The organism is Streptomyces atratus, assembly GCF_040655115.1.
GTDB classification, from domain to species: Bacteria; Actinomycetota; Actinomycetes; order Streptomycetales; family Streptomycetaceae; genus Streptomyces; species Streptomyces atratus_D.
Genome location: NZ_JBFAJH010000041.1, coordinates 20,230 through 39,792, shown reverse-complemented (window position 1 = coordinate 39,792; position 19,563 = coordinate 20,230). Strand labels below are relative to the sequence as shown.

Annotated in this window: 16 protein-coding genes and 1 pseudogene; 8 read left to right on the top strand and 9 right to left on the bottom strand. The window is 68.3% G+C overall.

Annotation, left to right across the window (positions count from 1 at the left end):
• Nucleotides 1-93: 93 nt before the first annotated feature.
• The 4 genes from AB0I23_RS31190 to AB0I23_RS31175 are packed head-to-tail and all read left to right on the top strand — an operon-like array spanning nt 94 to nt 4,146.
• Nucleotides 94-1,131: an ABC transporter ATP-binding protein gene (locus tag AB0I23_RS31190; protein WP_359114305.1), complete on the top strand. Its 1,038-nt coding sequence runs from the start codon at nt 94-96 to the stop codon at nt 1,129-1,131.
• 55 nt (nt 1,132-1,186) lie between these two features.
• The gene (locus tag AB0I23_RS31185; protein ID WP_359114303.1) at nt 1,187-2,389 is read left to right on the top strand and encodes an ABC transporter substrate-binding protein; all 1,203 of its coding nucleotides are present in this window, start codon (nt 1,187-1,189) and stop codon (nt 2,387-2,389) included.
• Nucleotides 2,390-2,402: 13 nt separating this feature from the next.
• Nucleotides 2,403-3,287 (top strand): ABC transporter permease, encoded by an 885-nt coding sequence (locus AB0I23_RS31180; RefSeq protein ID WP_359114301.1) that lies wholly within the window; start codon nt 2,403-2,405, stop codon nt 3,285-3,287.
• Nucleotides 3,288-3,330: 43 nt separating this feature from the next.
• The gene (locus AB0I23_RS31175; RefSeq protein ID WP_037697187.1) at nt 3,331-4,146 is read left to right on the top strand and encodes an ABC transporter permease; all 816 of its coding nucleotides are present in this window, start codon (nt 3,331-3,333) and stop codon (nt 4,144-4,146) included.
• A gap of 246 nt (nt 4,147-4,392) precedes the next feature.
• Here the strand turns inward: AB0I23_RS31175 and AB0I23_RS31170 are convergent, their stop codons facing one another.
• Nucleotides 4,393-5,718, bottom strand: a complete 1,326-nt coding sequence (locus tag AB0I23_RS31170) for a geranylgeranyl reductase family protein (protein ID WP_359114299.1) — start codon at nt 5,716-5,718, stop codon at nt 4,393-4,395.
• A gap of 913 nt (nt 5,719-6,631) precedes the next feature.
• On the bottom strand, nt 6,632-9,172 hold the full coding sequence (locus tag AB0I23_RS31165; RefSeq protein WP_359114297.1) for an ATP-dependent Clp protease ATP-binding subunit: 2,541 nt from the start codon (nt 9,170-9,172) through the stop codon (nt 6,632-6,634).
• A gap of 570 nt (nt 9,173-9,742) precedes the next feature.
• Between AB0I23_RS31165 and AB0I23_RS31160 the strand changes: the two genes are divergently transcribed.
• Nucleotides 9,743-10,372, top strand: a complete 630-nt coding sequence (locus AB0I23_RS31160; RefSeq protein ID WP_359114295.1) for an alpha-ketoglutarate-dependent dioxygenase AlkB — start codon at nt 9,743-9,745, stop codon at nt 10,370-10,372.
• Between the two features lie 465 nt (nt 10,373-10,837).
• Here AB0I23_RS31160 and AB0I23_RS31150 read toward each other — a convergent pair whose 3' ends face one another.
• From AB0I23_RS31150 to AB0I23_RS31120, 7 genes and pseudogenes are all read right to left on the bottom strand, one after another.
• The gene (locus AB0I23_RS31150) at nt 10,838-11,017 is read right to left on the bottom strand and encodes a hypothetical protein (RefSeq protein WP_359114363.1); all 180 of its coding nucleotides are present in this window, start codon (nt 11,015-11,017) and stop codon (nt 10,838-10,840) included.
• A gap of 133 nt (nt 11,018-11,150) precedes the next feature.
• Nucleotides 11,151-11,429, bottom strand: a pseudogene (locus tag AB0I23_RS31145) (ATP-binding cassette domain-containing protein); the annotation flags it as partial.
• Between the two features lie 372 nt (nt 11,430-11,801).
• Nucleotides 11,802-12,320 carry a DUF2231 domain-containing protein gene (locus AB0I23_RS31140; protein WP_359114293.1) on the bottom strand — a complete coding sequence of 173 codons (519 nt, stop codon included), beginning with the start codon at nt 12,318-12,320 and terminating at the stop codon, nt 11,802-11,804.
• On the bottom strand, nt 12,305-12,598 hold the full coding sequence (locus AB0I23_RS31135) for a hypothetical protein (RefSeq protein WP_359114361.1): 294 nt from the start codon (nt 12,596-12,598) through the stop codon (nt 12,305-12,307). Before AB0I23_RS31135 ends, AB0I23_RS31140 begins: the two co-directional genes overlap by 16 nt.
• Nucleotides 12,558-13,049, bottom strand: a complete 492-nt coding sequence (locus AB0I23_RS31130; protein WP_359114291.1) for an FAD:protein FMN transferase — start codon at nt 13,047-13,049, stop codon at nt 12,558-12,560. The genes AB0I23_RS31135 and AB0I23_RS31130 overlap by 41 nt, the downstream gene beginning before the upstream one ends.
• Nucleotides 12,953-14,317 carry a ferredoxin reductase family protein gene (locus tag AB0I23_RS31125; RefSeq protein WP_359114289.1) on the bottom strand — a complete coding sequence of 455 codons (1,365 nt, stop codon included), beginning with the start codon at nt 14,315-14,317 and terminating at the stop codon, nt 12,953-12,955. Before AB0I23_RS31125 ends, AB0I23_RS31130 begins: the two co-directional genes overlap by 97 nt.
• Nucleotides 14,318-14,449: 132 nt before the next feature.
• Nucleotides 14,450-14,554: a transposase gene (locus tag AB0I23_RS31120; RefSeq protein ID WP_359114287.1), complete on the bottom strand. Its 105-nt coding sequence runs from the start codon at nt 14,552-14,554 to the stop codon at nt 14,450-14,452.
• A gap of 43 nt (nt 14,555-14,597) precedes the next feature.
• Here AB0I23_RS31120 and AB0I23_RS31115 point away from each other — a divergent pair, with 43 nt between their 5' ends.
• The 3 genes from AB0I23_RS31115 (at nt 14,598) to AB0I23_RS31105 (ending at nt 19,192) form a co-directional block, all read left to right on the top strand.
• Entirely contained in the window at nt 14,598-16,331 is a 1,734-nt protein-coding gene (locus AB0I23_RS31115; RefSeq protein ID WP_359114285.1) for a PP2C family protein-serine/threonine phosphatase, read from the top strand.
• A 630-nt stretch (nt 16,332-16,961) separates the two neighbouring features.
• The gene (locus tag AB0I23_RS31110; RefSeq protein WP_359114283.1) at nt 16,962-17,231 is read left to right on the top strand and encodes a GlsB/YeaQ/YmgE family stress response membrane protein; all 270 of its coding nucleotides are present in this window, start codon (nt 16,962-16,964) and stop codon (nt 17,229-17,231) included.
• A gap of 1,478 nt (nt 17,232-18,709) precedes the next feature.
• A complete protein-coding gene (locus AB0I23_RS31105) occupies nt 18,710-19,192 on the top strand; it encodes an SRPBCC family protein (protein ID WP_359114281.1) in 483 nt (160 codons plus the stop codon).
• Nucleotides 19,193-19,563: the final 371 nt, after the last annotated feature.

Here is a 19,563-nt window from a genome sequence, read left to right as displayed (position 1 = left end):
GACTCAGCTTTTACCTTAGCCGGGCCTTGAAATTAGAACTATGGCTTCATATGTTTACGGCCAACTCCCGACAGCATCAGAAAGGTTCCGCCCATGGAGGGAATGGCCATCCGGTTGCAGAACCTGCGTAAGTCCTTCGGTCGGACAGAGGCCGTGGCCGGAGTCGACCTGGAGATCGCGGACGGCGAGTTCTTCTCGATGCTGGGGCCGTCCGGCTCCGGCAAGACGACAGTGCTCCGGATGATCGCCGGCTTCGAGGCTCCCACCAGCGGAACCATCGAGCTCGCGGGTTCCGACGTCACGGGTCTGGCGCCCTTCGAACGCGACGTGCACACCGTTTTCCAGGACTACGCGCTCTTCCCGCACATGACTGTGGAGCAGAACGTCGCCTACGGCCTCAAGGTCCGCAAAGTGCCCAAGGCCGAGCGTCTGAGGCAGGCCAGGGAGGCTCTGGCGAGCGTACGTCTCACGGACTTCGGCACGCGTCGCCCCTCCCAGCTCTCCGGAGGCCAGCGCCAGCGCGTGGCGCTGGCGCGCGCCCTGGTAGGCCGTCCGAAGGTGCTGCTGCTCGACGAGCCGCTGGGCGCCCTCGATCTCAAGCTACGCGAGCAGATGCAGGTCGAACTCAAGGCGATCCAGCGCGAGGTCGGCATCACCTTCGTCTTCGTCACGCACGACCAGGAGGAAGCGCTGACCATGAGCGACCGGATCGCGGTCTTCAACCAGGGCCGCGTCGAACAGATCGGTACCCCCGCCCAGATATACGAACGTCCCGCCACCCCGTTCGTCGCGGGCTTCGTCGGTACGTCGAACCTGCTGACCGACGAGGCCGCGGAGCAGGTCGTGGGCGACCGGGGAACGTACAGCATCCGGCCGGAGAAGATCCGGGTGCTCAAGGAATCCGCCATCGCCGACGAGCCGCAGCACTCCCGCGCCACCGGCACCGTGGCGGAAGTCGTCTACCTGGGGGACGCCACCCGCTTCCTGGTGGACCTCGACGCAGGCGGCCGGCTCACCGCCCTGCAGCAGAACCTGGAGACCTCCTCCGAGGATGTCGCCGCCTTCCGTGGCTCCCGGGTCACGCTCCAGTGGCACCAACGGCACAACTTCCAGGTTCCTGAGGCCCGGTGAGCGCACACACCCGCACGCCCCGTCCTCGCCCCTTCCCTCTTCCGTGGAGATCCCTGTGCGTCTGAACCGAACGTCCCGAGCGGCGGCCGCCCTCGGCGCCCTGCTCCTCGCCACCGCCTGCGGTTCCTCGGACACCGCTGCCACGTCGCCCGGCGGCAGCGACTTCACCCCGCCCAAGCTCGCCGCGCAGAAGTCCCTCGGCAGGACGGAGGGCCAGGTGAACCTGATCGCGTGGGCCGGATACGCCGAGGACGGATCGAACGACCCGAAGGTCGACTGGGTCACCGACTTCGAGAAGCAGACCGGATGCCAGGTCAACACCAAGACCGCGGGCACCTCCGACGAGATGGTCAGCCTGATGAAGACCGGGCAGTACGATGCGGTCTCCGCCTCCGGTGACGCGGCACTGCGGCTGATCGCCTCCGGCGACGCCGCGCCCGTCAACACCGATTTGGTGCCCAACTACAAGGACGTCTTCTCCGGGCTCAAGGACCAGCAGTGGAACTCGGTCAAGGGCGTCTCCTACGGCATCCCGCACGGCCGCGGCGCCAATCTGCTGATGTACAACACGAAGAAGGTCTCCCCGGCACCGGACTCCTGGTCCGCGGTCTTCGACAAGTCCTCGGCGTACAAGGGGAAGGTCACGGCGTACGACTCGCCGATCTACATCGCGGACGCCGCCCTGTACCTGATGAAGACCAAGCCGTCCCTCGGCATCAAGAACCCGTACGCCCTGGACCAGAAGCAGTTCGACGCCGCCGTCGATCTGCTCAAGGAGCAGAACGCCAACGTCGGTGAGTACTGGAGCGACTACCTGAAGGAGGTCTCCGCCTTCAAGAGCGGTGACTCGGTGGTCGGCACCAGCTGGCAGGTGATCCTGAACACCGCCCAGGCCGAGAAGGTCCCGGTCGAGGCCGTTCTCCCGAAGGAGGGCGCCACCGGCTGGTCCGATACATGGATGATCTCCGCCAAGGCCAAGCACCCCAACTGTGCCTACAACTGGATGAATTGGATCATCTCGCCGAAGGCGAACGCCCAGGTCGCCGAGTACTTCGGTGAGGCCCCGTCCAACGCGAAGGCCTGCACGCTGACCGCGGACAAGAACCACTGCACCATCTACCACGCTGCCGACGAGTCGTACTGGAAGGATGTCCGCTTCTGGACCACTCCCATCGCGCAGTGCGTGGACGGACGCACGGACACGAAGTGCATCCCGTACGCCAAGTGGGTCCAGGCCTGGACCGAGATCAAGGGCTGAGGACTACCTGTCGATGACCACCACCGTGCCTGCCGCCGGACCCGTCCGGCGGCTCGCCGGGACCCTGCACCGCCGCCCCCGGTTGCAGTTGTCCCTGCTGCTCTCCGCGCCACTCGCGTGGCTCGCCCTGGCCTACCTCGGCTCGCTCACCGTGTTGTTCCTCTCCGCGTTCTGGACCACGGACTCGTTCACCTCCAACGTGGTGAAGATCTGGAACACGGACAACTTCACCGCCCTGTTCACCACCGACGTCTACCGGCAGGTTGCCCTGCGCAGTATCGGCGTCGCACTCGCGGTCACCGCGCTGTGTGTGCTGGTCGCCTTCCCGATCGCCTTCTACACCGCCCGCATCGCGAACCCCAAGTGGCGGCCGTTCCTCGTCGTGGCGATCCTTACACCGCTGTGGGCCAGCTACCTCGTCAAGGCGTACGCCTGGCGACTCATCCTCGCCCAAGGCGGCCTGCTCGACTGGTTGTTGGGGCCGCTCGGCATCAAAGGACCCGGTTACGGTCTGACCGCGACCGTCCTCGTGCTGACGTACTTGTGGCTGCCGTACATGATCCTGCCGATCCACGCCGGACTCGAGCAGCTCCCGGCCAGTCTCCTGGACGCCTCCGCAGACCTCGGCGCCCGCACCGGCCGGACCTTCCGTTCCGTGGTGCTGCCGATGATTCTGCCGTCCATCGCGGCCGGCTCGGTCTTCACTTTCTCGCTGAGCCTCGGCGACTACATCGCCGTACAGATCGTCGGTGGGAAGACGCAGCTCATCGGCAACCTCATCTACTCCAACATCACCCTGGACCTGCCGCTGGCCGCCGCACTCGGCACCTTGCCCGTGGTGATCATCGTGCTCTATCTGCTCGCGGTGCGACGTACCGGAGCCCTCAGCGGTCTCTGAACCCTCTCCCTCACCTCCGTATCACGCACAGCGAAGGCCCCCGATGAATCTCTCCCGCCCCGCGCGCGTCACACTGCGCATCGCCGCCGGGCTCGGTTTCGCGGTGATCTACGTCCCGCTGCTCCTGGTCCTGGTCAACTCCCTCAATCCAGACCGCAGTTCGGGCTGGCCGCCCCCCGGCCTCACCTTCGACTGGTGGGTGGCCGCCTGGCACAGCTCAGGCGCCCGCGAGGCGTTGTGGACCTCGGTCAGGGCAGGACTCGGCGCGACCGCGATCGCCCTGGTCCTCGGTACGCTCATCGCCTTCGCCTGCCAGCGCTACAAGTTCTTCGGACGCGAGGCCGTCTCCTTCGTGGTCGTCCTGCCGATCGCGCTGCCGGGCATCGTCACCGGCGTCGCGCTCAACACCGCCTTCCGTACAGTCCTCGAACCGCTCGGCGTGGGCCTCGGGATGTTCACGGTGGTCGTCGGCCACGCCACCTTCTGCATCGTGGTCGTCTTCAACAACGTGATCGCTCGGCTGCGCCGGATGCCCGGATCGTACGAAGAGGCCGCCATGGACCTGGGGGCCCACACCTTCCGTACGTTCGTCGACGTCACCTTCCCGCTGGTGCGCTCCGCGCTCGTCGCGGGTGGACTCCTCGCCTTCGCTCTGTCCTTCGACGAGATCGTCGTGACGACCTTCACCGCCGGACCCGGAGTTCAGACCCTCCCCGTCTGGATCTTCTCCAACATGGCCCGCCCCCAACAGGCCCCTGTCGTCAACGTCGTCGCCGCTGTCCTCGTCCTGTTGTCCGTCATACCGATCTACCTTGCCCAACGGCTGTCGTCGGACACCGCCTCCGGCAGCCGCATCTGACAGGCGACATGGCTGTGGTCGGTGGCTTGGAAGGTGCGCATCGGCCCTCGCCCTGACCGCCGGTGTGTGCACCTGACGCGACGCAGCCGTCCCGGCAGGGTGGGTGACCGCGCCTGACGAGGCCGCCCACCCTGCCGGGCGGGGTGCTCGGGGATCCGCTCCGGACGCCACGCCCTCTCGCTCGTGGCGGCGTGGCGGCGTGGGGCCGAGACGACGACGCGGGGAGAGCCACCGCCGGCGGGTTGTTCAGCGTCTGCGCACTCGCGGCGCCGGGACCAGACGGACGACGGTGTTGAGCACATGGTCGATCACGTCGTGCGAGGGCTTGTCCGTGAGGTTGGTGAGCATCCGGGCCAGGGTGTTGAGCAGAAAAGGCGATCCCATGACGTATCGGTTGAGGATCGGTTGGAAGCCCGAACGGCTGAAGACGATGTCGGCGGCCGCGTTGCCGAGACGGTAGTAGCGCCCCCAGCGACGGTTCATCTCGACAGGGTAGCTGTGCAGCACCCGCTCCCGCCCGGGGCCCGGGGGAAGGGCGAGGGCGAGCGCGGCGCTCTCGGCCGCGACTTCGCCGGCTTCCATGGCCTGGCCAATACCCTCCCCGTTCCAGGGGCTGATCATGCCTCCGGAGTCGCCGACCAGGAGGAGCCCCCGGGTGTAGAGGGGGTGACGGTTGAAACCCAGGGGCAGCGCCGCGCTCCGGACAGGGCCCTCGGCGTTCTCCTCACGCAGTCCCCAGGCGTGAGGAGTACGGGCCAGCCATTGGTCCAACGTGGTCCGCAGGTCCGCGATTCCGTGCCGCCGGTGAGGCAGCGCACCGAGCCCGACGTTGACGCGACCATCTCCCATGGGAAAGATCCAACCGTATCCCGGCAGGTAGTGATCGCTCCCGGGGAAGCGGAGATCGGCCCACAACTCCAGGTATTCCTCCTGCGACCGTTCTGGGCTCCGGTAATAGCGGCGAGCGGCTGTCGCGATCTGCTTGCTCTTGTCCCGCTGCAGGCCCATGGCGAGAGCGAGGCGGGCGGAGGCTCCGTCGGCGGCGATGACGATCGGTGCGTGGAAGACCACCGGCTCCTTCGCTCCGGCCGTGGCGGTGACGCCGGTGATGCGGCCGGCGCGGTCGGTCACGGGCTGGGTCACCTTCACCCCGTTGCGCAGCCGTGCTCCGGCAGCAACGGCATGGCGGGCCAGAATGTTGTCGAAGTCGTGCCGACTCCGCGAGAGGCCGAAGTCCGGGTAGCGGCCCAGGGCGGGCCAGTCGATGTGCACCTGATGCTCACCGGCCACCCATCGCATACCGCGTGAACGCGTCCACCCCGGAGCCTTGATGTCGATGCCCATCCGGATGAGCTGGTGCACCGCTCGCGGGGTCAAGCCGTCCCCGCACACCTTTTCCCGGGGAAAGCGGGCCTTCTCCAGGAGCAGGACATCGACGCCTGCCTTGGCGAGGTGGAAGGCTGCGGACGAGCCCGCAGGCCCCGCCCCCACCACAATCACATCGGCTTCTTCGTCCGAGCTGTGGACGGATCGATCGTCCGGCGGGGACTGTGCTGGCGTCGTTTCCCGCATAGGAAACCCCTTCCTGGGACAGCCGGTGCCGTACCGAGGACGGCACCCCGGTACGTCATCATCGGTCAGGACGAGCCGGTGCGGAACATGGCCGGATGTCCGGCCGCTCCCAGCACTGTTCGGTACACCTCGGCCGGTCTCCTCAACATGCCTGCGACCGTCGTCGCAGTGGACGCCTGCGCTCCCTCTGCACCCCCTGCACGTCGAGAGCGTCACGACCAAGGCTCCCGGCGTCGTCCCGATCACCGTCAAGGGACCTGCAACGGCGGTTACATGCCCCCAAGCTGCGGACCGGGCCGGGGGACGAGCTGGACAGCCGACTCGCTCCTCCTCGTGGCGGGCGCCCGCTTCGATGTGCTCGTACAAGGTGGTCCGGCCGGCCGTACCCAGCTGCAGACGCTCGCGTACAACACCGGCCGGGCGGTGACAACTTCCCGCAGGCGACCCAGGCAATCCTGGTCACCGAAGGACCTTCCGCCCCACCGGCGATCTTGCCCACCTCGGCTGTCGCGCCGACCGCGGACCTGAGCGCCTCGGCGATCGCCGCCCGGCGAACCCTCGTGGGTCGTCCGGGCCCACTTCGGGAACTGCACCGGCTCGACCATCTGTCACTGCCTCATCCTCGATCACGAGGACGCCGGCGTGATGGCGGCGCTGGACATCGTCAAGTAACGTGCCGGCGCCCACAGAACCAGGGCGAAGCGGTCACCATCGACGCGGACGACGGAGGGACGAGACCTCCGCGACGACGGCCCGCCACAACGCCACACGCTTACGCTTTCGGCATGGGCGGTGCGACCGGCTGATTCGCCGGGCTCTGTTGCCGCCGCGGTGATCGGGGCAGCACTGTACCGACGGCTCACGTGTCGTGAAGTGTCGGTACAGGGTGAGCTGTCCGGGCCGCCGCTCGGGGTCAGCTCGCGGGGCGCTGTGGTTCTTCCTCTTTCTGGATGATCAGCTCTCCGTCGGCGACGTCGATCCGGAGGCGGCTGTGGGGCTGCAGGTTGCCGTCGAGCAGCATGCGGGAGAGCCGGTTGTCGACCTCGCGCTGGATCGTACGGCGCAGCGGGCGGGCGCCGTATTCGGGCTGGTAGCCGCGCTGGGCGAGCCATTCGACGGCGACCAGGGTGACCTCGACGGTGACGTCCTGAGCACGGAGCCGGCGCCTGGAGTCGTCCAGCAGCATGTTGGTGATCTGCCGTAGCTGCTGGTCGGCGAGTTGGCGGAAGATCACGATCTCGTCGATGCGGTTGAGGAACTCCGGCCGGAAGTGTTCACGCAGTGGGCGCAGCACCCGCTCGCGGCGGGCCTGCTCGTCGGCGTCCGCGTCGCCGGAACCGAAGCCCATGGCGCCGCCGCGACCGGTGATGGCCTGCGCGCCGAGGTTGCTGGTCATGACGATGACGGTGTTCTTGAAATCGATTGTGCGGCCCTGGGAGTCGGTGAGCCGCCCGTCGTCGAGGACCTGCAGCAGGATGTTGAAGATGTCGGGGTGTGCCTTCTCGATCTCGTCCAGGAGCAGGAGCGAGTAGGGGTTCCTGCGCACCGCTTCGGTGAACTGTCCGGCCTCCTCGTGGCCGACGTAGCCGGGGGGAGCGCCGACCAGGCGGCTGACGGTGTGCCGTTCCTGATACTCGCTCATGTCGAGGCGGATCATCCGGTCCTCGCTCCCGAAGAGTGCTTCCGCGAGCGCGCGGGCGAGTTCGGTCTTGCCCACGCCGGTGGGGCCGAGAAAGAGGAAGCTCCCGATCGGGCGGCCGGGGTCGGACAGGCCGGCCCGCGAGCGCAGGACGGCGTCGGCGACGGCGGTCACCGCTTCGTCCTGTCCGATGACGCGTTGATGCAGATGTTGCTCCAGGTTCAACAGCCGGTCCCGCTCCTCCTGGGTGAGGCTGCTGACGGGAATTCCGGTCTGGCGGGACACGATGTCGGCGATGTCTTCGACGGTGACCTCGGCGACATGGCTGCGCGGCTGCGGCGCGTGGCTCCCCTTGTCGATCTGCTGTTCGAGGTCGGCGAGCCGGTCGCGCAGCTCGGTCGCCCGCTCGTACTGCTCGGCGGCGACGGCCTGGTCCTTGTCCCGTGTGAGTTGCTCCACTTCGCGTTCCATGGCGCGGATATCGGTGCCGCGGGTGGAGGAGCGCAGCCGGACCCGGGCGCCGGCCTGGTCCATGAGGTCGATCGCCTTGTCGGGCAGATATCGGTCGGTGAGGTAGCGGTCGGACAGCTCGACGGCGGCGAGCAGAGCCTCGTCGGTGTAGCGGACCTGGTGATGGGCTTCGTAGCGGTCCTGGAGACCCCGCAGGATCTCGACGGCGTCCGCCGGGCTGGGCTCGGGCACCAGAACCGGCTGGAACCGGCGCGCGAGCGCAGCGTCCTTCTCGATGTAGCGGCGGTACTCCTCGAGCGTGCTGGCACCCACGACATGGAGTTCGCCGCGGGCGAGGGCGGGCTTGAGCATATTGCTCGCGTCCATCGAACCGCGCTCGGAGCCGCCCGCCCCGACGACGGTGTGCAGTTCGTCAATGAAGACGATCAGCTCGCCCGAGTGCGCGCGGATTTCCTCGATGAGGCCGGTGAGCCGTTCCTCGAAGTCCCCACGGAAGCGGGTACCGGCAACGACTCCTGAGAGGTCGAGCTGGATGACACGCCGATCGAGCAGGATGTCCGGCACATCGCTGTCCGCGATGCGCTGGGCCAGTCCCTCGACGATGGCGGTCTTCCCCACTCCGGCTTCGCCGATCATGACGGGATTGTTCTTGCTTCGGCGGGCGAGGACCTCAATGGTCTGTTCGATCTCCTCGTCACGGCCGATGACCGGGTCAATGCGGCCCTCCCGGGCCAGGTCGGTGAGGTCGCGGCCGAACTTGTCCAGGTTGGGGGTGTTCCGCTCGGGGCCGGGACGCTGGCCGGCGCTGCCGGGCACGGGTGCGAGGCCGTCCCGGGAACCGGCGGGCGGCGAGAAGTGCGCGGCGTTGAGTATCTGCCCCGCTGCGGAGTCGCGGTTGGCGGCGAGTGCCACCAGCACGTGTTCCGGGCCGATATAGGAGGCGCCGGTGGAACGCGCGATGTCATGGGCGTCGAGCAGAGCGCGCTTGACCGCCGGCGTGACGGCGATGAAGGGGCGTGGCGGTCCTTCCCCGGCCTGCCGGTCGATCTCGGCGGCGAGCGCGTCGGGATCGGCGCCCGCTCGCGAGACCATGCGACGAGTCGGCTCGGTGGAGAGCGCGGCCCGCAAGAGGTGCTCCGTGTCCAGGTCGGTGCTCCCGTGCTGGGAGGCATAGGACGCTGCGACGGTGACGAGTTGCCGTGCGGGACCGCTCAGCAGACGGCTGAGGTCGATGTGCCGCGGGTCGGGTGGCTTCCCACCCTGTCCGGTGCCGAGAAATTGCGAGAGGAAGTCTCCGAGGGGGTCCGGACCGTGTTCCTCGGGACCCTTCTGGCCGTCGGTCATGGGTATCCGTCCCCGTGGCCCGGCCGGACCGGGTCACGCTGTCTCAGTGCACGTGCAGCCGTGTGGGACACGGTCCCGCAAGTCCGGCGTGACCACAGATCGCCGCAGTCCCACGTGCCCCAATTTAGACGATATGGGCGCAGTGTGTCGGTGGACGGGGCCAAGGGGCAGCGGCGCCGCAGGGGTGCTCGCCGCGCATCGCTCCGCTGTTCCCGACGCGGCGGGACGGCCGGGGCCTGCGGTACGGGCCCCCGAGGGGCCGGCCCGTACCGCAGTGCATCCACCCGGGCTCAATGGATGCTCTCAGTCGATCCCGCCCTTGCGGGGCGTGCTGGTGCGGATGTGGTGCGCACGCCCGCGTCGGCGGTCGGCTCATGTGCCGTATCGGCGGCAGGTCGGCCGCCCCTTCCGCCGGCCGCCCACGCGGCGTCCGCCGGGCGAGGGCGTCTCATTTCCTCCGCCTGTCCCGGTCTCGCAGCGCCCACCAGTAGCGCCCAGGCGTCCGTGGGTCGCAGGGGCGCGCAAACTTTCCTAATAGTGCACACGTTCGAATGCGGGTAGGCTGCAGGCATGGCATCGCACCAGCTCCAGGGGTCCCTGTTCGATCAGAGCGACGACGTGCGTCTACGCCCACTGGACGGGCTCCGCAGAACCGGGCTCGGCGACGGTGCCTGGATCGACCTCCTGCCGGGCTGGCTGAGTGGCGCCGACGCCCTGTTCGAACAGCTGGCCACGGACGTTCCCTGGAAGACCGAGCGACGGCAGATGTACGAGCGGGTCGTGGACGTCCCGCGCCTGCTCGCCTTCTACCGTGCCGGCGAACCGTTGCCGAACCCCGTCCTCGACGAGGCGCGGCAGGCACTCTCCACGCACTACGCTGCCGAGCTCGGCGAACCCTTCACGACAGCCGGCCTGTGCCACTACCGCGACGGGCGCGACAGTGTGGCCTGGCACGGCGACCGCATCGGCAGGGGCGCCCGCGAGGTCACGATGGTCGCCATCCTCTCCGTGGGAGCGCCCCGCGACCTGCTGCTGCGCCCGTGTCGTGGTGGTGATGTCGTCCGGCGGTCGCTCGGACACGGCGACCTGATCGTGATGGGTGGTTCCTGCCAGCGGACCTGGGAGCACGCCATCCCCAAGACCGCGCGGGCCGCGGGAGGGCGCATCAGCATCCAGTTCCGTCCGCGTGGGGTGCAGTGACTGATCCCGACCGTGGGGGCGGTGTCGTCCTTCCCCAAGCTCTCAACTCCGTTCGAGCAGGGGATACCCCATTCCGGATCGGGTGTCCGAGGGCGCGTCGCCCGATCGCGATACCCGCGGCGTCGTGACGGCACATGGTGCGGTGCGGGGGTGACCAGCGGCTTTTGTCAGTGCCGGCCACCCCGCACGGTGGTGTAGGCCTTCGGCTTCTGATCGACCCCTCGGCGAATGCAATGGCAACCGATACCCCGGCTCGACGGGCGTGTGCCGACCGGCGCCCGTGATCAGTCCAGGCGCACCCGGAGTTGAGCGACGCGGGTTCCAAGGATCATCTGAACTCAGAATGCCTCGCGCCCGGACAGCGCGCAGCGCCCAGTCCGCAGCCCGTCGCGAGAGACGACAGGGCCGCGAAAAGGCCGACGATGAAGCCGAACTGACTGGCTGCCATGACCCGGGCAAGTGGCATCATGCGGTGAGTTTTTCCTCGCGCACGGTCAGCACCCGGTCGCGGATGTGCCGCACCGCCGCCATGCCGTGGGAGAGGAACAAGCAGACAAGCCCCAGGGTGTCCTGAAGTTCCATCAGCAGGTTGAGAATTCCGGCACGCAGGGACGGATCGAGAGCGGAGGTCGGCTCGTCGAGCACGAGAAGTTCCGGGCGGGTGGCCAACGCCCGGGCAATCCCAGCGCGTCGGCACTGTCAGTCCGACCTCGTGAGGGATCCGCTCCCCGTGCCTGGCGTCCAGGCCGACCATGGCGAGGAGTTCGGCGACCCGCGCCGACCCGTCCGCCGCAGACCAGAGCCCGTGCACCCGCAACGGTTCGGCGACCTGCTCGCGGATCCGCAGACGCGGGCTGAGTGAACCGCACGGATCCTGGAACACCGGCTGGAACCGGGGCTGCAACGCGCGCAGCTCCCTTTCCGGCAGAGCCGTCAGCTCGGCCCCATCGAACCGCACCGAACCGGCGTCCGGCCGCAGCAGCGCCAGTACGGCAGCGGCCGTCGTCGACTTTCCGCGGCCCGAGGGCCCGACGAGCCCGACCGTCTCCCCGGCCACCACCTCGAACGAAACCCCGGCGACCGCGGAGGGCGGGCGGCTGGGAGCGATGCGGCAGCCCGGCTGCCGACAAGGAGGCGAGCAGCCCCGGGTGTACGGCGCGATGGGCCGCCCCAGCACCCGCTTCACGGGCCCGAGTTCGACCAGCCGCCCCGCCGTGGCCGACCAGCAGGAGTGCCGCCCCGGCCGCCGCGCACGCAGCGACACGCCGACCTGAAGAACGAGTTCTACGACAAGGTCCGCGCACGCGGACAGGCTCCCGACCTCGAGAAACGAACAGCCGCTTGTGACCCGTACTGCCCAGGCAGGCAACGCGAAGCGGCGCTTACTGGGACGGTCCACCGTCCTGCGGACCGTCCCAGCACGCCTGTGTCAGCCGCGGTCGGGGTGGGCGGCGGCGGAGTAGCCATCGTGCCAGGCGGCTTTGGCGCCGGAGTCGCCGATTCGGTAGACCTGTACGCCCGCGCCCACACCGATGACGAGGGACAGCGCAGCGGCGGCAACGCGCAGCGGCGTGGCCACTGTGCTGCTGGTGGATCCCGCCGTGTCCGGCGGGCGGTTGGCGGCGCGGCGGTAGGACCACCACACCGCTGTGGCCATCAGGAACAGCGCAATGACCCAGGGGAGCAGTCCGTCGCCGAGTTCAGCGTGCTTGCGGACCAGGGCGTTGCTCTCCACGTGGCGCTCGAGCCACTCGCCGGCGTCTGTCGTGAGGGGCACGCTGACCAGGGTGACCAGGGCGAGAATCGGGAGGGTGAGACGGAATCGGCGCATGACCGAGGGCCAGATGGCGCACAGGACGAGCGCCAGAGCGGTCAGGGGTACCAGGATCACGACGACGTGCACGAACAGGACGTGCGCGGGGATGCCGTTGATCAGGTCGAGTCCCACAGGGGGGCTCCTTCGGGGTTGGTGTTCAACGCTGGGCAAGGGGTGGTGCGGCGGCCGCGGAAGGGGGGAGCGCAGCCGCCGCTGAGGGGCGGGCCCCGTTTCCTGCGGGCAGGGAGGGGCTTGTGTCCTGCCTCGTGATCCATTCGACTGGATCCTGGTGTCCGCCATTCCTGGCCGTCGGGCAGTACGGCGAGGGCTTCGTAGCCCTCCAGGTACTCCAGCCAGTCCCGAGCGCCGTCACCCCTGGCGAATGCGGCGGTGGCATAGATGTCGGTCATGGTCGGACGGGGGCCGATGACGGTGAGGGGGGGCGAACGCGGTGACGGGGGCGCCGTGGTGCGGGGAGAGGAGGTGGGCGCCGCGTTCGGCGGTGCCGGAGGTGGCGACAGCCCGGTCGTGGTGGGCCATGACGACGATGGCGAGTTCGCCGGGCCGCAGCGGGTGGGCGATGCCGATGCGCCACGGGGCGCCGGGGCCGCCTGGCCCCGGAGCTGGAGGTCGCCGCCGCCGTTGACACAGGTGTGGCGGGTACCGGCTTCGCAAAGGAGCTGGGATTTGAGGGCAAGCAGGGCGACGACCGGGGCGCTGATCCCGGTGGTGGCGACGACGGCTCGGCGCATGACGGGTTCTCCTCAGAACGCGAACGACTCGTGGTGGATGCGCCGTGCCGGGACACCGGCTTCCCGTAGGGCGTCGGTGGCGGCCCGCGTCATGCCGGGCGGACCGCACAGGTAGACGTCGTGCGCGGCCAGATCCGGCACCAGAGCGCTCAGGTCCCGTGCGGTGAGACGCGAGGAGTATCCGGCCGGTTCGTCGACGACGTAGTGCACGGTGGCCCGTCGGCGGGCGGCAATCGCGTCGATCTCGGCCCGCAGAGCGAGGTCGTCGATGCGGCGGGCCCGGTAGACGAGAGTCACCTGGCCCGGCAGTGTCTCGAAGAGCGTCCGCAACGGCGTGATGCCGACGCCGCCGGCCAGAAGCAGGACCTTGGGAGCGGTGCGGCGGTTCGCCGTGAAGCCGCCGTAGGGCCCCTCGGCCCACACCCGGGTACCGGGCACCAGGTGGGCGAGCGCGGCACTGTGCCCACCGGCGGTCTTCACCGTGATGCGCAGATGACGAGGGTGCGCGGGAGCGGAGAGGGAATACGGATTGGCAGTCCACCACAGACCGCGGGCCATGAAACGCCAGCGCAGGAACTGCCCCGGCTCACCCCCCAGCTCATCCAGATGCTCGCCGGTGAGGTGGACGGAGACGACACCCGGAGCCTCGGGATGAACTGCGGCAACATGCAGTCGGTGGCGCAGTCCGCGCCGGACGGGCACGGCGAACCGAAACCAGGCCACCAGCGCGGCGACGCCGATGAACAGCGTGTACCAGGCCACCTGGGCGAGACGGTTGCCGACGAAGTCGGCTCCGTTGGAGAGCTGGTGTCCAAAAGTGAGGAAGACCGCCAGATAGGTGGCGAAGTGCAGATAGTGCCAGGTCTCGTAACTCATCCTGCGGCGGGCCACGCGGGCCGAGAGGACTCCGGTGACCAGGAACAGCAGGAAGCCGACCGTGCCCTTGAGAAGGTCGGGGTAGTGCAGGACGAGCGTGGACGTCTGGCTGACCACGTTCGCATGAGAGGTCAGTGAGTAGCCCCAGATGATCAGCAAGGTGTGGGCGAGAGCCAGAGAGACGGTGCAGCGCCCGCCCAAGGCGTGCCAGCGGGCGAGCCGGTCCGTGCCGATCGTGTGGTCCAGGAGCGGCATGCGGGCCATCAGGGCCAGCAGCACCGCGCAGGCGTAGCCGGCCAGCAGCCCCGTGATGCGTCCCGCGCCGGTGAGCCAGCCAGCTGGCCCGACGACCGCGGTCGTGTCACTCCACCACAGGGCCAGCACTCCCGCGGCACCGGCCCAGATCGCCAGCGGCACCAGGAAGGGCACAAAGCTGCGGCGCGGACGCCGGTGGCGCATCCCACGGCTCGCATATGTGGAACTGGTGAAAGTGGTGGTCATGGGGCACCTTCAGATCAGGGCTCGCTCCGGCGACGGGCGGCCAGCCTCACAGCCCAACCTCTGTGAATCTTCTGAAACCGCCCCACCGGCCGCCCTCAGCGCCGACTCGGAGCCTGTCGGGTGGCCGGTTGATCAGTCCCAGGGCATCGGATCGCGCGGAAGCATCCGCCACTGGCAGCCCGACCGCAGCACGTAGAAGACCGAGTCGAGCACCAACCGGTCTCCGTGCTTGCGCATCCCGCCGTCTTTTCGCAGGTCACGCGCGAGAAGGAGTGGCTGGATGATCTCCCGCATCTCGCACTGGCACACACCACGTGATCATTCCGGGGCCGTCGCCATGCCCGGAGGGCAGATCACGACCGTCACGCATCACGCATGGTCAGCCACCCGACAGGCTTTCAGGCGCAGGAAGCGTCGAAATGGCTGTCCCAGGAGTGCCGCGCTGAGGAAGAACCAATGGCGCGATGCAGGCCTTGAATCGGCGGGCCGGGATCGGCATCCGTCGGCCGAACGGGCAAGCGCATTACCGCGTCGCACACCTCCTGCCGACGTGCCCGAGCAGTCCTTGTATTCCACAATGCGGGAAGGAGGGGCTGTCCGTCGTCGGAGTGCGCGAGGAGTCCGCATGCTCCCTGAACACAGCGAGCACAACGGTGGGGTCGCGCGGGAAAGCGGCCCGGAGCAAGGCGGAGAAGGGATCCGCCGCTACGAGGTCGACCGTGAGGTACAGCATGCGCTGGACCGGCTGACACTCCTGATCAACGCGTCCGAGGCCCTGGCCAGCACCCTCGACGTGGAGACGGCCCTGCGCAGGCTCTGCCGTACCCTTGTCCCCGGTCTCGCGGACTCGTGCGCGGTGGATCTTCTGGACGAACAGGGGCGGCTGCACAGGCTGGTGGTCGAGCACCGGGACGCCGAGAAGATCTCCGCCGGGGTGCATGAAGGGATTCTCCCGCCTGTCGAAGGGTCGGCCGCGTCCTGTGCCCGCGCCCTTCTGGCAGCAGGCCCGGCACTGGTCTCCGGCATTCGTCCGCTCGACGAGGCGGCCGATCCGCTGCACGCGCGCGAGCTCGAATTCTTCGAAAAAATGGCAGCCGACACCGCCGTGGTCGCTCCGTTGCGAGCGCGCCGACAGGTTCTCGGCGTACTCAACCTGGTCCGGACCGGGCGCGACGCCGCCCTCGACGCCGACAGCCTTCCGCTCGTGGAGGACCTGGCGCACCGTGTGGCCCTGGCCGTCGACAACGCACGCCTGCATTCCGAGGCGCAGCGCACCGCGGAGTGGCTGCAACGCTCGCTGCTGCCCGACCTGCCCACGGAAGGCCCGCTGGAGCTGGCCGCCCGATACCAGCCCGCAGTGGCCAGCGCTCGGGTCGGTGGTGACTGGTACGACGCATTCGTGCTGAACGAGGGCGCCATGGCACTGATCATCGGAGATGTCGCGGGACACGACTTGCGCGCCGCGGTCACCATGAGTCAGATGCGCAACATGCTGCGAGGCATTGCCTGCGATCGCAAGGAGCCGCCCGGCAAGATCTTGGCGCGGCTCGCCGCCGCGATGCACATTCTCTACCCGAACCAGACCTTGACGTGCATCTACGCGCTGGTCGAAAAGCTCAGCCCCGGTGAACCCTGGCAACTGTGCTACGCGGTCGCGGGACACCCCGCACCACTCCTGGTGACGTACGAGGGAGAGACCAGATTCCTCATGGGCGGCCGGAGCATGCTGCTCGGAATGGATCCTGACGAACACCGGCCCGACGCCACAGAGCCTCTTCCTCCTTGTTCGACCGTGCTCCTCTACACCGATGGCTTGATCGAGCGGCGTGAGGAAGGACTGGAGCGAGGACTGGCTCGCCTCCGGCAGCACGCGGCGGCCCTCGCCCGCGAGCCGCTGGATACGTTCTGCGACAAGCTGCTCAGCGGTCTTGCGCACGAGGGAACGGATGACGTTGCCCTGGTGGCGGTGAGGACGGCCGCGCCTCACGCAGGGCCGACGGTGGCCACGCCCTGATTCCGGTCGGTGGCCGCCGCGTCGTTGCCGCGCGAGCCCAGAGGGCAGCCCACGGTGGTGTCGGTCCACGCCGCGGCGGCGTGGGAATTCGACGGCGCCGGAGCGACCCGCGACACAAGGGCAACTCCCCTGGGGTACAACGCTCTGTGTGCGTGTTTCGGAAACAGGAGACCGGAAAAATGTCTCATATGGCACTATTCGGATACGCGATGATGGCCGAGCAAGCCGGGCCACGGGTGCTTGTCGGAGACGGACGTGGCACCGAGCAGGTCTTCTCCAGGCGGTACGTCTGCGGACCGTGATCCGCCGCCCGACCGCGGCGTGGACTCGTAGCCGGGCAGCGGACTGTTGTCGGACCGCAGGACTGTGGAGGAGGGCTTTGCCGTCCACGGCGAATCGGAGCCATGACACTCCCACGTTGTCTCCGCCTGGTGAAAGGTGACCAGCCACCCTAGGAGCGTGCAGCGCCGACGCGGCCTGGATGGCACCGGCCTCGTCGCGGAAGACCGCTCAGCGTGTGGCGCTGATCCGGACGATGTTGTCCGGCTAGTGATGCCAGCAGTTCGTTGTGGCCGAAGTGGGGCACGAGGGACGGTGGGCAACGGTATCTGGGTGAAAGGTGTGTGCGTCATGGGTATCATTGCGTGGATCTTGATCGGGTTGCTGGCCGGTGCGATCGCTAAGGCTTTGATGCCGGGCAAGGACCCGGGAGGCTGCCTGATCACGATGTTGATCGGCATCGTCGGCGGCCTTCTGGGCGGCTGGCTGGGAAAGGTCATCTTCGGCGTGCACTCGATCAATGGATTCTTCCATCTCTCCACCTGGATCGCTGCCGTAGTCGGGTCCATCATTGTCCTGGCCGTCTACCGCCTCATCGCAGGACGACGACGCACCCACTGAGGCGCCTGGCCAACGGCGTCGCCGCAGACCGCTCGCTCCTGCGGCCCCGAACCGAACACTTCGCAACAATGAGAACCTCGCAGCGAGCGCACCGGTGGCTTCGCCTGACGCCAGTGCCTGCGGCACCGTCCGCCGATGCGCCCATGGCGGCGCATGGGCTCACGGATTGACCGTGACGCTCGTGGCAAGGTCGGCTGCAGGTGGCATCGCCGGCAGCGCGGCCGGAGCCGCCGAAAGTGAGGCTTTGCGGGGCGCTCGCTCAACGTCAGTCCTGCCTTGTATCACGTCACAGCGAAGTCCACCCGTTCGACGCCGAGGCGGTGGCCCGGGTCGCCCCCGCGCGAGCCCGACCTGCCGAAGGCATGTCTGGATGGCCCGGCCCGCGACGCAAAGCTGGTCGACCACCGCCGCCTGCTGGTCCACCAGCGGACAGCCGCAGCGAACAAGCTCCGCTGGTTCCTCCACGAGGCCGACCCTGAGCTGCCCGTACCCTCACGAGGCCTTCGCCGCCTGTGCGTCTTCGATTCGCTGGAAGTAACTCTGGCCGGTCATAGCGGAGTTGTCGTCGAGATCGCTCTCGACCTCATCGTGGAGTACCGACGGCTCACCGACGCATCAACGACCTCGAAGGGCGGCTGCGGCGCCTGGTGCGCGAGCTCGCGCCCGCCCTCTTGGAGGTCCCGGGCTGCGGGGTGATCGGCGCCGCCGCGATCCTCGGCGAGACCGCGAGGACGCCCGTTTCAAGTCGAAGGATGCATTCGCGTACTTCGACGGCACCGCGCCGATCCCCGGTCCGGTCCTCGAGCAAGGTCAGGGTCCGGCTCAATCGCGGTGGCAATCGGACGACTCGTCGACACCGATCGGCGGCAAGGCTCCCGGCGAACTCGCCAGCGCGAGGAGATCCGCTTCGAGCCTCCGACACGAAGGGGCGCTATTCCGCGCGTACACATATAATTTCATCATATTAGGGACATGGCTGATATCGGTGCGGGCAGTGTCACTGCGACCCGCCGAGTCCCGCCTCTCCTCCTCATTGGCCCTCGCCGGAGGGATCAGTTCATGAACGACACGACCAAGGTTGCTCTCGCTGCCGCGGTCGCGGGCGGGTACGTGCTCGGACGGGCGAAGAAGGGACGGCTCGCCTTCGCCATGGCGACGTAATATCGCAGGGCGGCGCTTCGGCACTCGCCGCCACGGTTGACCAACGCCTCGCGGATCCGGCCGACTCGCTCCACGATCGCAGGCTTCGCCTCGGTGTGGAGGGTGACGAGGAGGAAGAGGAGGAGTACGAGGAGGGGCCTGAGGGCGAAGGAGAGGAGAAAGAGCCCCCCGACACGTGGCTGGAAGGCCACGGTGCTGGAACAGGTGCCGGACGAGCGCATCCTCCGGACATCCGGGGGTGCCAGAGGAACGACAAGGCATCGGGCCCTTGAGCCGAAGAGTGTCGAACCAACCAACCAACCGTCCGGGAGGATCTCATGGCCATCCGGCATCACCTCATCGACCGCCCCCCGCCCGACCTGTGGGCGGTGCTGGAAGAGGAGACCCTGTACGGAGAATGGGTGGCGGGCGCCGCCAGTTCCCGCAGTGAACGCGGCCGTTGGCCGCAGGTGGGATCGTCCATCGCGTACACCCTGCGAGTGGGGCCCAAGGAGTTCCGGGGACGCACCACGGTCAGGCGCCTCGATCGGCCGCACGCACTGGAGTTGGAGGCAGACAGTGGCCCCTTGGGAACGGCCCGTATCGCATTCGATATTCGGCCGTGGGGGGATAACAAGACCCTCGTGATACTCGACGAGCACCCACTGCAAGGGTTCGGGGGCGCGCTCCACAACAGCGTCATGGACGCCGTGCTCCAGGTGCGGCACCGCACCATGCTCGCGCGGCTCGCCAAGGTTGTCGAGGACGGAACGGTCGAGCGGAACGGCCGCCCTGCCAGCACTGCCGAGGTCCCCGAGTGAGGAACAGCTTTCCGTGCCTTCCGGGTCAAGAACAACCCCCGTCATCGACGCAGTGGCGATCGGAGCTGGCGTCACGCCTTGGTCGGGACGGCGGGCTGCTCCGGGGTGGCCGAGGGGTGGATGATTGTGACGTTCAGGTGCTTCTACCTCCTTGCGGCCGCATCTCCGGTGATCTCCGGGCTGCCACTGGCACGGAAGAGTTTTCGCTGATCCCACGCTCCCAAGGTGCTGGCGCACCCGTTGTTCGACGGTAGCCGTGCGGTGCTCGACCCCGGCCGAACGGTGACCACTGCGGGGCGACGGGTTCGCGCCGGGCGACGCGCAGAGCCGGTGGGAACAGCTGACAGATCTGCAATCAGAACCAGCTTCTC

Excerpts from the sequence above, each read along its gene's own strand:
- AB0I23_RS31120 (WP_359114287.1), bottom strand. The coding sequence starts at position 14,554 with ATGCGCAAGCACGGAGACCGGTTGGTGCTCGACTCGGTCTTCTACGTG.
- AB0I23_RS31160 (WP_359114295.1), top strand. The coding sequence starts at position 9,743 with ATGGCATCGCACCAGCTCCAGGGGTCCCTGTTCGATCAGAGCGACGAC.
- AB0I23_RS31175 (WP_037697187.1), top strand. The coding sequence starts at position 3,331 with ATGAATCTCTCCCGCCCCGCGCGCGTCACACTGCGCATCGCCGCCGGG.
- AB0I23_RS31115 (WP_359114285.1), top strand. The coding sequence starts at position 14,598 with ATGATCTCCCGCATCTCGCACTGGCACACACCACGTGATCATTCCGGG.
- AB0I23_RS31170 (WP_359114299.1), bottom strand. The coding sequence starts at position 5,718 with ATGCGGGAAACGACGCCAGCACAGTCCCCGCCGGACGATCGATCCGTC.
- AB0I23_RS31180 (WP_359114301.1), top strand. The coding sequence starts at position 2,403 with ATGACCACCACCGTGCCTGCCGCCGGACCCGTCCGGCGGCTCGCCGGG.
- AB0I23_RS31105 (WP_359114281.1), top strand. The coding sequence starts at position 18,710 with ATGGCCATCCGGCATCACCTCATCGACCGCCCCCCGCCCGACCTGTGG.
- AB0I23_RS31135 (WP_359114361.1), bottom strand. The coding sequence starts at position 12,598 with ATGACCGACATCTATGCCACCGCCGCATTCGCCAGGGGTGACGGCGCT.
- AB0I23_RS31190 (WP_359114305.1), top strand. The coding sequence starts at position 94 with ATGGAGGGAATGGCCATCCGGTTGCAGAACCTGCGTAAGTCCTTCGGT.
- AB0I23_RS31110 (WP_359114283.1), top strand. The coding sequence starts at position 16,962 with ATGGGTATCATTGCGTGGATCTTGATCGGGTTGCTGGCCGGTGCGATC.
- AB0I23_RS31125 (WP_359114289.1), bottom strand. The coding sequence starts at position 14,317 with ATGACCACCACTTTCACCAGTTCCACATATGCGAGCCGTGGGATGCGC.
- AB0I23_RS31165 (WP_359114297.1), bottom strand. The coding sequence starts at position 9,172 with ATGACCGACGGCCAGAAGGGTCCCGAGGAACACGGTCCGGACCCCCTC.